Source organism: Prevotella sp. KH2C16 (assembly GCF_900113305.1).
Taxonomy (GTDB): domain Bacteria; phylum Bacteroidota; class Bacteroidia; order Bacteroidales; family Bacteroidaceae; genus Prevotella.
In genome coordinates this window covers 1-14,408 of record NZ_FOOW01000036.1, presented here as the reverse complement: position 1 = coordinate 14,408, position 14,408 = coordinate 1, and the positions used below count along the sequence as shown (strand labels likewise).

General features: G+C 45.8%; 7 protein-coding genes. All 7 read right to left on the bottom strand.

What is annotated here, in order from left to right; translation table 11 throughout:
• Positions 1-271: 271 nt before the first annotated feature.
• The 7 genes from BM114_RS13490 to BM114_RS13460 all read right to left on the bottom strand — a co-directional run bounded on the left by BM114_RS13490 (position 272) and on the right by BM114_RS13460 (position 14,315).
• Complete coding sequence (locus tag BM114_RS13490; RefSeq protein ID WP_092114218.1) at positions 272-1,450, bottom strand: site-specific integrase; 1,179 nt, start codon at positions 1,448-1,450, stop codon at positions 272-274.
• A 422-nt stretch (positions 1,451-1,872) separates the two neighbouring features.
• Positions 1,873-4,083 (bottom strand): TonB-dependent receptor plug domain-containing protein, encoded by a 2,211-nt coding sequence (locus tag BM114_RS13485; RefSeq protein WP_092114216.1) that lies wholly within the window; start codon positions 4,081-4,083, stop codon positions 1,873-1,875.
• Positions 4,080-7,127, bottom strand: coding sequence for a VPS10 domain-containing protein (locus BM114_RS13480; RefSeq protein WP_092114214.1), 3,048 nt, complete (start codon positions 7,125-7,127; stop codon positions 4,080-4,082). The genes BM114_RS13485 and BM114_RS13480 overlap by 4 nt, the downstream gene beginning before the upstream one ends.
• Positions 7,128-7,142: 15 nt before the next feature.
• Complete coding sequence (locus tag BM114_RS13475; protein ID WP_092114212.1) at positions 7,143-8,444, bottom strand: T9SS type A sorting domain-containing protein; 1,302 nt, start codon at positions 8,442-8,444, stop codon at positions 7,143-7,145.
• Positions 8,441-10,120 carry a beta propeller repeat protein gene (locus BM114_RS13470; RefSeq protein WP_143089350.1) on the bottom strand — a complete coding sequence of 560 codons (1,680 nt, stop codon included), beginning with the start codon at positions 10,118-10,120 and terminating at the stop codon, positions 8,441-8,443. Before BM114_RS13470 ends, BM114_RS13475 begins: the two co-directional genes overlap by 4 nt.
• Before the next feature lie 1,181 nt (positions 10,121-11,301).
• The gene (locus tag BM114_RS13465) at positions 11,302-12,825 is read right to left on the bottom strand and encodes a hypothetical protein (RefSeq protein WP_092114208.1); all 1,524 of its coding nucleotides are present in this window, start codon (positions 12,823-12,825) and stop codon (positions 11,302-11,304) included.
• 44 nt (positions 12,826-12,869) lie between these two features.
• Entirely contained in the window at positions 12,870-14,315 is a 1,446-nt protein-coding gene (locus tag BM114_RS13460) for a TonB-dependent receptor domain-containing protein (RefSeq protein WP_092114206.1), read from the bottom strand.
• Positions 14,316-14,408: the final 93 nt, after the last annotated feature.

Genomic DNA, 14,408 nt, shown 5'->3' with positions numbered 1-14,408 from the left:
TTTCTGTAACTTTGTCCTTGGTAATCATCGCTTGGTTGTTTTGTAACTTGTTGATTTTCACCTATAAAGGTACAAAATATTGGCGAGATTACCAACTTTTATAATGCTTTTCTTATCCCGAACTCGCGTATTATATGTAAAATCAGGATTGGTTTGCCACCTTGCTATGTATGCGCAATGTGGACTAAACTTATTCTTCTTTCGCCAGAACAATGATATTTGCTGGCGAAAGGAAAAATATCTTCTCTTTTCGCCAGTAAATAAATCAATGTTATAGGTTGAGTGCTGGCAGGCTGTTGATGGCATCCTCCTTCAACTTATCAACGGCACGGGTGTATTTCTCGGTGTGCTTCAAACCGCTGTGGCCGAGTAGGCTGGCAACGGTCTTGATATTGGCTCCGTTGTTGAGGATGTTCACAGCAAAGGAGTGGCGAGCGCAATGCCAGCTGATGTGCTTGTCGATGCCGGCACGTTTCACCCATCGCTTGACGGACTTACAGCAGCTTTCGTATGATGGGAGGTTGAAAACGAGCGATTCCTTTGTCTCTCCTTCTTTTGGCATGCCAACCAGATGGATGAGTCCGTCATTGAGGGGGATGGTAACCCAACTGCGCGCAGAGTGTCCTTTAGTCTTGTCTTGCTCGAAGCGTAGGAGTTTGTTGGCATAGTCAATGTTCGAGTAGCGCAGGTCTTTGACATCGCAGAATCGCATGCCTGTATAAAGGCAAAAGATGAAGGCATTACGGACATTCTCTTTCTCGAACTGATAGTGAGTATCCATGAGTTTTTGAATTTCCTCTTGCGAGAGTACATCTTTCTTCAGTACCTGGTCATCAACGACACAGACAACTCCCTTGCATGGATCTTTCGCCATGATGCCCTGGTCAACGGCAGAACGCACCACTTTCTTGAATCGCTGCAAGATGCTTTTTGCCCCTTCGCCCACACTACGAGTCTGAAGGTATTCGGCAAACTTTACCATCATTTCATGAGTAATGGCATCGGGCCGGATGAAGTCTTTCAACAGCGGATGATACTCCGCAAGAAAGTCATGGAAACGATTGAGGGCAATCTGAATCATGCGAATGTCTTTCTTGGAGTAGTTGCTGATGTACGACTGGTAGTAGTCGAGGAAGTTGATGCCTTTCTCTTTCTTCAGTCGATAGCCCTCGCGGTTGTCCAGAAACTCTTGCTCACGCTCGAAACGAATCTTCTTGGCTAGTTCCAGCGTCTCTTTGTTTTGTTGTCGTTGGATGGGTGTACGGGGAGATGCCAAAAGATACAGCGACAGACTTTCCTTCTTGCGAATGGACGTGCCGTTGTCCCGATTATACCCCATCTGATACTCCAAATATAGGCTATATTCGGTGTCATTCTTCACTAATTTCTTCAATAATCGCGGATTTCCTGCTTCCACGAGGTTCTTGTTTTTGCCTCTTGATTCTGCCATAACTCGTTTATTTGCTGATGTTTTCTTTTCGTCTGCAAAGGTACAAAAAGTTTTAATTCCAGGGTGTTAAAAAGGTGTTAATTCTAACAAAACAAGGGCAAAAAAGGGGTATTTTGTCAAAAATCAGAAAAATTGCAAAGCATTGTAAATGATTGTGTATCAATTATTTTATTTCTTTTTCTTTCCTTTGTTAGAGGCGGTTATGTTCCGGCTCTGGGTACCAGGGATCCTGAATTCAACTTTTCAGGGTCCTTTTTGTTTTCTTTCCCCTTAACCTATTGGCTTCCATACATATTACATCCAACACTTTGTTGTACTCTGTGGTTCAAAATCCCTTTTCAGATCACTGTAAAACAGCTTGCTCACATTTATGCCTCTGACACGCAAGTTATCATGCTATCATTTCGCCTATATCACATCAATTAAAACATATAAGTGGCCGAAGCGATGAAGTTGCGCCCGGGTGCCGATATGCCAGAACTGTAATGACGGTAGCGACGGTCGGTAATGTTTTCCAGTCCTGCATTCAAAACGAGATGCTTTCCTTGCTTGTATTGTGCCTTGAGGTTGAGCGTGAGCCACCCGGGCGCATATACATGCCCTTCGCTGTCGAGTGCATACATTTCCGTTTTTGTTTTTTCTGATTCCGGCATATCCTCATACGCACGCTTAGCTTGGAACAGAGTATAAAGCTCCATGATCAGCCTATCATATCGGTAGGTAACGGCGGCCCGTCCAAAAAATGGAACGGCGTGGCGTATAGTACTCTTACTGCCATCGTCCAACTCTTCCTTACCATCCTGCAGGTTGAGCTGCATTTTATAGCCCAAGCCCATGGGAAGCGAGGCGTAGCATCCCATCTGGAAGCCTGCCACATAAGCTGAGGCTGCATTTTGTATGGCGAGGATTTTAGCCTCTTCACCTTTGTACACCATGTGATCTTTGCCATTCAGAAGGAAATCTCTGCGCACCATAGCGTTATCGAGGTGTGTGTAATAGGCAGAGAAATCGAACTTGAGGAAGTTGCCAAATGTTTTGACCATACCCAGTTCTATATTGTGGGCGTATTCAGGCTTCAAGCCAGGATTGGGAACTACTACCGCACCCTCTACCGAATCGTACAATTTCCCCATGTCGTCAACATTGGGAGTACGGAAACCTCGTCCAGCATTGATGGAGAGCAACCAGTCGGGAGTGGGGCGATAGGTAAGTCCTAAACTACCTGAGACAGCTCCTTTGTGATTAGATTGTTTGGGAGCAAAGCCTAATTCAAGGTCGTTATTGCTGAAATCGGCCGACAGGTGATAGTAGTTGTAACGCAATCCTGCCTCTACATTCAGTTTATCCGACAGTCTGAACAATACTTGCAGATAGGCTGCATACGAAGCCCAATGAGATTGCGGATAACGGGCTAAAGCCGGTTTCGTTTCATTGGTGGCTATGCTTGTTTCCGTTCCGTTGGAGCGCACATCATTGTACACATACTCTATGCCGTAATACAACGAATGTCGGGCAATGCTCTTGGTAAAGTCGAAACCAGCGGAATAGGCATCAACGATTTCTTTGGTCGTTGTTCTGTTGGTTTTGTTGAATTTGCGGTCTATGCGGCTTTCCTCGAAACATTGTATGGCCAGACGCACTGCCATGTGGTCGTAAAACAGATGTTGAGCAAGGTGTCTCGCTGTAAGTTGATTGAGCATCCACACCTGAGGGCCGTAGTTCCACTCGCCATACTGAGGTAATCCATTCTTTATGCGGGTGTGGCGATCGTATCGGGCATAGTCTGATGTCTCGGAATAATGTAAGGCGTACTGCAGCTCCCAATTCTCAGCAGGTTTAAAGCCTATCTTTTGCATCAGGTTGATTTGCGAATATCCCGATGGAGATTGTATCAGAGGATTGGGGTTGATGATGGCAATATCTTTCTCGTTGTTCTGTCGTTGTACCAAATATGGTTTCAGATAGTCGTCCGGCCCGTGTGTCCCCTGTTTTAAATCATCGAACACGAACGAACTGAAACTTGTGAGAAATGCCCATTTGCGACCTCCCACACTTACATCGAAGTGTCCCGTGCGCTCATTGTTGGCCGAAGAATAGCGTACCGTGGCACTGCCCTTGACCTTTAATTTGCCTGCTACCGACGAAAATACCGGGTTCTTAGTTGTAAAACTCATGACTCCACCCATGGCATCGCTACCATAAATGACAGACCCCGGGCCAAACAACACCTCTGTCCTCTCCATGACAAAGGGATCTAATGAAATCACATTTTGCAAATTTCCAGAACGGAAGATAGCCGTGTTCATGCGAATACCGTCTACCGAATACAAAAGCCGGTTTGTTGCAAACCCGCGTATCATAGGACTACCCCCGCCCAACTGACTCTTTTGGATATATACCTGCCCTGATAATTCCAAGAGGTCAGCAGCAGTTTGCGGGTTCTCGAATAAGAATTGTTGGGGAGTTATGATACTGATATGTTTTGGCTGCTCACGCACGTCCTGTTGCCACTTGCTGGCAGATACTACCACATCATTGAGTCTGATTGTTACCGTATCAAGCCTTCTTACATTATTGGCTATCCCGGTCGAGATTGCCAACAATGCCATACATAATATTGAAATGCGTTTCATTTGATGATTAATTTTCCTGTTTTCTTGAACGATTTATTCGTTAATAAATAGAAATAAATACCTGCTGTAAGTGCGTTTGTTGTAATTTCGGTAGCTCCTGTTGCAGGAATTGTCTGTATGTCTACTTGGTGTCCCGAAGCATTAAACAGTTGCCATTTGCAATCCTCGTTTATATTTTGTGGTTGCAGTATAATAACATCGCCCTTAGTGAGGACATTATTCGAAAGGATAATATCTTGCCCCAACACTTCCTGGCCAGCAATGCCTGTCGGAACATCCTTCTTGCCAACTATCATACGCCTGACGGTCTTGGTATCAGTACCTTTAGGAGTAGACACCGTAAGAGTTACATCGTAACTTTGGTCTGCAGCGACACGCACAACAGGATTGCGCACCGTTGTGCTTGACACGCTTATAGGCTCTGGAGTAAACTCCCATTTCCATTTAGCGTTCTTCTGGTTCACAATAGAATAACTGTCGAAATACATGTCTATACTACCAATATTGTCAGGGCTACCCACATTCAGAAGCAATGGTTGCGCTACAGGCTTGAAATCAGGATCCTTTAAGTCCCTCTGCCAAATGCCGTTGTTGGTGGCGATTCTGATTTTTCCTTCCTTATAGAAAGGGAGCATGCGTGTGAGGGTGATTACCTGTGGTAGTCCTTCCGAATAATCCTGCCATCCATCGGTAGTATCGTCACGATAGAACACTCGCCCACGAGGAATATAGGTATCAGGTTTGCCTGCCGGGCGCATCACATAGCCGATGGCATATGCAGCATTTTTTTCATTACCCGTGAGGAAGAATCGGTGGATAGCTACTTTTTCTTCGGCGGACTCATAAATGGGACTGGAAGAAGGAAGTGTCAGTCCTTTGTCCAACAACTCCCAATTCTTGCCGTTGTCGATAGTGCGGTAGATACATGCCGGATTGTCGAGGGCAGAAATCCATATCTCATTCTCGTTACGGGGATGAATGGCCATTACCAGTTGCATGGTATTGCGCACACCGTTGGGAATGGTTTCAAAAGGTTGGAATGTCTCACCGCCGTCGAGCGATTGGTAGAGGTTGTCGAGGGTGCTTACTACTATTTTATTGGGATTAGAGCGCGAGATAACATGCGAATTGATGCGGGCGGGGAACTTGTGCAGTTCCACAAAGCTCTGACCGTCGTCTACCGTCTTCCACAAAACATATCGTTCCTCACCGTATCCTTGGAAGAGAAGGAAACTCTTGGCATAACGCGGATCAAATTCCATACCCATGCCGTAAAGATTATCCTCATAGGGATAACGCAAGAAATCGGGGAAAGATTTAAACGGTTCATGCCAGTCGTCGGGCAAGATGACATTCTTGGGATTGGAGTCGGAGAAAGCTACACGGTGCGGGTCGCTCAGCAACACATAACCTGTATATGCTTCGCCACCTCCCAAATGGATGGCAGCACCATTATACTTATCCATCTGGGCCATATCGCCATTATGATACCGACCTCCCACGATGACATCTTCATTCCAGCCTTGATCAAAGCCCAAGAACTCGGAGGCGTAGATGCCATTGATGCGTGCGTCGGAATGGGCAGTGAAGAAATCAGATGAATAGACCAAGCCGCCATCCGACGAGATCCATGTATCATCGCCCAAGATGTGAATGTCCTGCATGTCGAAGTGTATGTCGAATTGCCCGGAGTAGCCGCCCTTGTGCATAAGGGTCTTGCCGCCATCGTCCGAACGATAGAAGTCGAGCAGTCCGAAAAACACTTGCTCAGGATCTTTCGACGATGCCGAGATCATCATGTCGTAGTAACCTTGACCACGGCCTATTTCGTAGGCGGGCATTTTATCTTTGAGATTATCGTAGTGTTCCCAGTTTTTACCGCCGTCGATGCTTTTGAACAGAATCGGAGTGCCGGAATAGTAAGGCTCCTTGAACGCATCCGAAATATCGTCGAACCTGCAGGCTAGAATGTAGACATACTCGCTGCCATTGGAAGCAGACGACAAGCCGATACGCCCCGAAGCCAGTTGGAATCCCTCCGGTGTCCGATTTTGGAACGATTGCCCACCATCCGTGCTCGCCTTAAAGGTTACATATGTTCCCTGCCTAATCAAGGTATAGATGACATCAGGATTACCGTGCTTGTATTTCACATCAAAGCACATACCCGGCAATAGTAGCTGCCAAGTTTGCCCGTCATCGGTACTCTGATATAAACCTTTGTCGTTGCCCACAATCATGCGCTGATCGTCGTTAGGGTGGAACACGGCGTCGCGTACCATCGCATTGACATTGCGCAACTGACTGGGTGTGATGTCTTTCCAACTGTTACCTCCATCGGTAGTAAGCCAGAGGAAAGAACCGGCACCGATGAGCACCTTGTCAGGATTGGTGTAGGATATTTCCACTGTTTTAATGTCTCCGCCAAAGAAGAAATCGGGGGTGCATGATGTCCAGTGCAAACCCTTGTCAGTAGTCTTGAAGATCATGCCCGTTTCTGCACCTGCATAGAGCACATTGGGATTCTCCTTATAGACATCAAAGCGTTGGATGTTGGCCTGCCCGTTATAGGGAGTCTTCTTCCCCGGAAGATAGGTCATGAGGGGAGCAAGCACCTCCCACTTTGAACTGCCCGCAGCCCGTGTCATAGTTTTTTGCTGGCGCCGGGCGTTCATGTCTTCCACATATTTTCGATAATCACTGAATGAAGGCATCACAATTCTGCCCTCTTTATTAACATAGGGGCGATAGGTCTTTTGCCATCTCTTAAAATAGTTAAGCACAGCTTTGGTCATGGGCGTCTTGCGCCTCATCTCCGGATGCTCGCGCCTAAAGGCGTTAAAGGAGTCGACCATTGAGTAGTAGTTCACATGCTCTACATCCATCAGTTGCTCCATCCACTGTGGTGCACCGTTAGGTACGCCCACAGGAGCATAAGGATGATATTGGGTAGAGATTGCGTCTTGTGCCATCGTCGGGCTTACTGCAAGCAGGCAGATGACGCAAGCACATATCTTTTTTATTGTACTGATACTGTATGTCATATCATTTATATTGAATTATTTTGTTAAGAACTTACCGAAATACTTGTGATGATTGGTGGTGAGTTTATAGATATAGATACCCTCTTTCCACTGCTGCAAGGGAATTTCCGTCATCGTTTCCTCGGCAGGGATCTCTACTTTATAAAGCAGCGCCCCATTTACATCGTGAAGGGTGAATATCTTCTTCTCTTTCAGATTCTCTGTCTGCAAAACGAGTGTCAGTATACCATTCACATAGCGTATCGTTGTAGGTACCTCCGGGGTTGCGGGCTGGTCAATAGCCGTCGGCGTATTGATTCTTATCATCTCGCGGATAGTCCTAATGTGGCTACCTTGCGGTGTCGTTACTTTCAATGTTACATCATACAAACCATTGTTACCAAATATGACTCTGGGATTGCGCGTGTTGACCCCAATCACCCTTTGCGGTTTCGGTGAAAAGGTCCATTCCCACTTGGCATCTTTTTGGTTCACGATGGAGTAGCTGCCAAACAGGATTTCCTTACGGGGAGTCGCACTAATATCAGCATTACCGATATTCAGGGCCATGGGTTGTGCCACAGGCTTAAACTTGTCGCGATACAAAGGAATTTCCCACAGACCTTGACTGGTAGCCGCACGCAACTTCCCATCCTTGTAGAACGGAACCAAGCGTGTGATGCGTGCACCGGGAGGGAAGCCTGCCGAGTAGTCTACCCAACCATTGGTCTCATCATCCTTGTAGTAGATGAAAGATTCTTCAATGGTACTAAGATAAACGCCATGCTGCTCGTTACCTGCAAGCACCACCCAATTGAACTTTTTATCTTTCATTGCAGGATTGAATTCCAGGGGGTAGTGCCAGGTGGCACCGCAATCAGTAGTGTAAGCCACCTGACCTGGATAATTGCAATTGGTGTACCATAGCATGTTCTCATCGTGGGGATCAACTGCTATCGCAGCTCCTCCCATGTTATCTCCTTTGTCGAAAGGCAAATTGGGGAAATCCTTCCAAGTCTGCCCGTTGTCAGTGGAGTGACGGATGGTATAAGCGCACACTACATAGATATGGTTAGGATTGGAGCGTGAGAATTCGTAGCACGAGATGAACTCGCCATCCGTATCGATTATCTCCCTAAATGAGAGACCTTCATCTTCCGAGAGGAAGAGCTTATAGTAATCATCCGGTGCATCGACCGATGCCATGATTAGCCTTTGTGCATAACGCGGATCGAAGCCCAGCTCTTTGCTGGTACGCAGCGATTCCATAGGGCGCTTTTTGAAATGCTGATAGGTGGCTTCCACAGGGTCGTCAATATTGCGGGGAATGACGGTCATACCCCCGTCCGAAAAAAAGCCTTATTGTTGTCGCTCAACATCACATGCCCTGTAGATTGCTCTACACCACTGACATAAAGCGAGTTCCCTTCACCATATCTGTCGGTCATGACCGCATTCCCATTGTGCCATCGCCCACCCACCATGACATCTTCGTTCCAGCCTTGTCCGAACCCGACATACTCGCTTGCATAGATTCCGAAATGGCGGTCTTCACCCGGTGTGGCAAAGAAGTCGGCAGAGTATTTGATGCCACCATCGGTGCAGATCCAAGTATCGTTGCCACAGACAACAATGTCTTGCATGTCGGGATGCATGCCTTCTGATTTCTGATAACCTCCGATGGCTGTTTCGCGATACCAGCCTTTCCCTCCTTCCACAGAGCGGTAAGACGAGCATAGACCGAAGATTACATGTTCAGGGTTGAGCGGCGAAGCACCAACAATCATATCAAAATAGCCCTGTCCGCCCTGAGGCTCATCTACGAAAGGTGAGAAAGTCGCCTTGTAAGTGGTACGCTCGGTCTGGTCTGTCCATGTATTTCCGGCATCAATACTCTTCAAGATATAAGGTTTGCCTTGTCCGCCATAGGGACCATAGTCCATACCCATGTAAGATGCATTGACCAGCGCATAGACATAGTCTTGGCCATTGGGTGCCTCGCTCACCGCCAATCTGCCCGCCACGACATTGGAGACCGGCAGCTTCACTTGCCGGAAACTTAAGCCTTCGTCGTCAGATACATACATCAGGAACTCATAATCATCGCTGGGCTTGGCCAGCATATAGATACGCTTAGGGTTGCCAGGCTGCAACTCATGGTCATGACACACACCACGGAACCTGAGCTGGTAGCTCCGTCCACCATCGATCGAAGTATAAAAGCCTCCAGCTTCTCCTTTGATGATGCCCGTACAGATGGTGAGATGTTGCGAGTTTTCAGGCGAGACGCGGATGCTGTTCACGCGTCCGACGATGCCATGTTGCAGCTCCCAGCTCTCGCCGCCGTCGGTAGACTTCCAAAAGTTTTGTCCGCCGCCTGCATACACGATGTTGGCATTATTGGGATCTACCTGCAAGGCGAAGATTGGGCCGCCGAAATTGTGCAGGGCATTACAGGGTTTCCAGTTCTTCCCCTTGTCAGTGGTTTTGAATACCACGCCCATCTCCGTACCACAATATAAGATGTTCGGATTTTGCGGAGATACCGAAAGCCGGTAAACGCATGCCTGTGAATCTTTGGGCTTGCTCCCTTTGCCTTTTGTTGTGTTCGGTCCGATATTGCGCCATTGGCGAATTCCTGCGGCGCGTGTCATGGGCATGTTGGCCGTGCGTTTGTTCTGTCGCTCCAGCTTGTCGATGTGCTCCTGCATCGTAGGTAAGTGAATATAGCCGTCAGTTCCTACATAAGGGCGATAGGCCTTCATCCATCGGCGATAGAAATTCACCGCGGGCTTGCGGTCAAGGGTCTTGACGCGGGCATTGATGTCAGTAGCCAGCCAATAGTTGAATAACGAGTCCATCTTACGATAGTTGACACCCGTAGGATTATCTAAGATTTCACGCATCCATGTCGGTGCTCCCACCGGTAGTGGCTCCCGTGCATACGGGTCAAATGTCATATCTGATTGTGCCTTCATGTCTGTAACTGCAATACACGCAGTCAGTAAACTCATACACACTACCTTTAGTGGCATGTCTTTGAAATAATGTGGCATATCTGTAATAGTAAAATAATTAATTAGAGGAAGTTTATTAAATAGTGTGCAAATATATGCAAAATATTTCGAATTCTTTGGTCTTTAGCTATAAAATCGCCTTATATTTCTTTATTTTCTTGTTTTACATATCCTATATTTTCATATTTACAAAACCGCTGTGTTTTTAAATAATATGAGCCCGACAGAATATAAGTTGAATAGAATTTAGTGATAAGCGAGATTTCTTTTACTTTAAAGTGTTTAAAACAAATGTGTTACAAATAAATCATCACTATTTTCAATAGAAACAAACTTATAGAAATTTTCTTTATGGCAGATGAATCCGAGAGCATATTCTTTCCTCCGTACCAGTTTCACCATTTCACAGTCCCCAAAAAGCAAAAGGATACAGTCTCGCATTTTCAGAAAATAACTTTGCACATTTTATCTTAAGCATCTTACAATCGATGAAAGAACTCTTTTTGGTAATTATTTAAACGCCTGAGTCCGGTACAAGAAATCGTCTATCATAATAGAACATACATTCTTGAGTTCGTCGTTTACCATTTCAATGGTAGATCTTCTGCCAGCATGATTCTGTCTTGCAGTAGCATTAGAGGGTTTTTCATGCGGTTTCTCAACTTTGTCATCAGGTGTATATCATCAATAAAAACTTTTCAGACAGGCTTTGTGAGATAATCCTTTGTCGGCAGACAGCTTGCCAAAGAACCTTTTGATGAAGCTCTTGCCCTTCAACGGGAGTCTGTCATTGGTATGTGATTACAGGGCACAGTTCGGATTCTTCCCGCGAGGAAGGAATCTTGGGAACTTCGACTTCCTGTTGACACAAAGAAGGACGCTTGCTGTGTAGACCGACCGATAAGAATTATATGCTGTTGCGACGATGAGACGGGTGGGCAAATAGTCTTCATCACTAATAATTTTAATATCAGCGCGTTGGGGGGGCCAACCGCCCCCGGTGGGACATTGGAGTGTTCTTCAGGTGGATAAAGGAGAATGTTAGCGTGAAATCCCTTTGGGGATATTCTGAGAATGTAGTCCGCACTCATCTCTGGATAGCGGCCATATTTCGCATAAGGGGCTGTATCATCTATGATAATGGTACAGCCCCTGCAATCCATACTACTTCAGATCCATTAATAATCCGTATTCTGAGGATCGAAGTTAGTCCAATCTGAAATCCAAGTATCGCCTGTATTAAAAGCCCCAATATAAGTTACTTTCTGAAACCAGTTGTCCATATCTGTAAAGGAAGCAGCTGCAAGCAAAGGACTATTAGACATGGGCATGTATGAAGCATCCAGAAACAGCGACTGCCAACTGCTGAAATATCTATTGCCTGGCTGCTTGCCAAAGAATGTACTGGAGAATGATTTTTGTGAAACATCTGTGATTGGCTGCGAATCCCCATTATATCCTGTAACCAAAACATCGTCATAGAGTTTGTTGGCATCTGTACCTACGGCCTCCATCCCAGCAAACCACAGGTTGTGTAGCTTTAGTATTCCAGATGAGGCCGCCCCCTGCGTGTCTCCCTTTTGCTCATCAAGAATGAGTCCTACTGGCCATCCTATCGCCAAAGAATTTATGCAATTAAGGCGCGAGTTGCGGCGTATATGCATGGCCGACTGAAATTTACCTAAAGCAGAACCGTTTTGGGGATTGTAGTCGCCTCCGGTAATGTAATCGATAGTATTTTTGAAATTACTGTCCAACTTCGGACCCACAAAAGTAATATTGGAAAAGGTTGCCGTAGTATATGGGGATGCAGCAGAACCATCTGCGCTATTATCACTCTCAAATCCATTACTCTGAGAGGTATCCGCAATTTTTGAATCGCGTATTGACAAACCAAACTGAACTTTTCCTGAAAATCCATTATCTGTATCGAAGTCATCATCCCAGCCTTTGTAGGCTATAAGATATTTGCAATTTACATTTCCTCCGAACCATTCATACGAGTCGTCGTTACTATAACTTACCTGCACATGATCTATCTGGGTGCCGCTTCCTACTGAGGCCAGTGTAAGCCCATTGATTTCCTTGTCTTTTTGGAAAGGATATCCTGCAAACTCTATGCGCACATAACTCAATACGCCGGAGTTATCGGCGTCGTCGCTACCTCCATGTTTCGTGCGGGGTCCTCCCTCTATCTGCATTTCCGACTGATTGTTTCTTGCTTTTCCACACAAGATGATTCCTCCCCAATCGCCAGGCTTGCGCTTTCCCTTAACCTGTCCTGATGTAAATACGATGGGGTTATTTACCGTTCCTTGAGCCATCAGTTTGCCACCTCGTTCCACTATCAGTGCCGCCTTGGTGTCTTTGTCGCCCTTGATAACAGTCCCAGGCTCAATAGTCAGCTCTGCCCCGTCGCCTATATATACCCATCCGTTCAGCAAATAAGTTCCTTTCTTCAGCACCTGCTTGCCTTTGAAGACAAATTCCTGGTTGCCATTGCCTATCTCATGGCCGCCAGCATCTTCTTTTCCGTCTGTGAATAGAAGATGGTCGCAGGCTTCCAGCCCTCCGTCCATTGACCATACATAATTTTGAGTTGGCTGGGGAGTCTCTGACACATCATCACTATTGCAAGCAGTAAATACTGACGCAACCGCAAGAACGACCACACCCCCTAAAAACATTTGTTTCTTCATCATTTTCTGGTTTTAAATTAACACTATGGAAACTACATCTATCTCTATTAGAATTTATATATTGCCGTAAATCCGAGATTCCGTCCGGGAACATATTTTCTAGTAATCTGCTCCACTTCCTGATGCCGTCCGTCGCTATAGCTTACCTTTGCAAATTGCATGTACCGTACTGGCTGGTTAAGCAAGTCGCGTACCGTTGCCTTCAGTTCCAAATGCTTTCCAAATTTCTTGGTCGCAGTCAGGTCGAAAGCATCGCGTGGCATCTCATAACTGTCTGGTATGCGAGCATTATCCCCGTCTCCAGTCGTTCCCCCACTTCGTCCCACACCTATAATACGCTTTCCTATCCGGTTATATAGCAACGCAACATCAAATCCTATCTGCTCGTTATGATAAAAGACACCTGTATTAATCAGATAGGGAGACTGTCCCTGCATGGGGCGATTTTCTTCTTTCATCCCTGCCGGAAAATTTACCTGACTCTTAATCAGCGAGCCATTGAAACTCCAATCGAAATAGGGAAGACCTATAAAACCAAGGTTTTTCCGAATATCAAGTTCCAAACCATAGTTATCGGCACTATGAGCATTAACATAAGAGTAAACAAGGTCCGTCCCCCCGGCCACGGTGTAGGTCCATTCTATAGGAGAGTCGAAATGCTTGTAGAAAAATGCCAACGAGATTTGTTCTCCTTTTGAAGGATAATATTCATATCTCAAATCAATGTTGTCTACATAGCAGTTTCTCAATTCAGTATTACCCTGTACGCTGGAAGCCAGATCGAAATCGTAGTATACGGAAGAAGATACTTCCCTGAACTCCGGCCTATTAATGCTTCTGCCATAGCTCAGGCGAAACTGGTGTCTGTCATTCAGACGGTAAGTCATATTGGCAGAAGGGAAGAAATCACCATACTTATAGAAGCGGCTCATATGGCTTTCCTCCGTATCTTTGGTATTGGAGATTAATTCCATCTTGTCGTATTCATACCGAAGCCCTGCATTTATATCCATCAGCCGAAAAGGAAGATTTACCAGCAGATAACCAGCTCCAATAGTATTGTTTCCTTTATAGTTATTGCGCATACGCACTTGCTCGAGCATATAGAGTTTGTCCTCGCCGAAGTTAGCCTCATCACTCAACAATGTGGGAACATCCATGTGCCGGAAATCTGCCGGCATATGGTTTTCGTCAGCATTCCAGTTATAGATAAACTCGCGGGTCGTGTATTTGCGAGTGCGATATTCTCCGTAGGCACCCAGTTTAATCTTTGGTTGCCACTGTCCGAAGTGCAATTTATGATCATCGGTTATATTGACAGAAAGGATATGCTCATCGAGTTTGGTCCACTCCCTGGAAATGTCGTTGCCTGTACTAAGGGCATACACCCCATTTTCTATGGCATCATCAACAAGATATCTTCTCCGGTCGGGCAACAGGCGATTGGCGTAAGCATAACCTATACTCCAGCTGAATGCATCGTTCTTGAAGATATACGCGAGTTCGGGATAAGAAAAGCATTATAAAAGTTGGTAATCTCGCCAATATTTTGTACCTTTATAGGTGAAAATCAACAAGTTACAAAA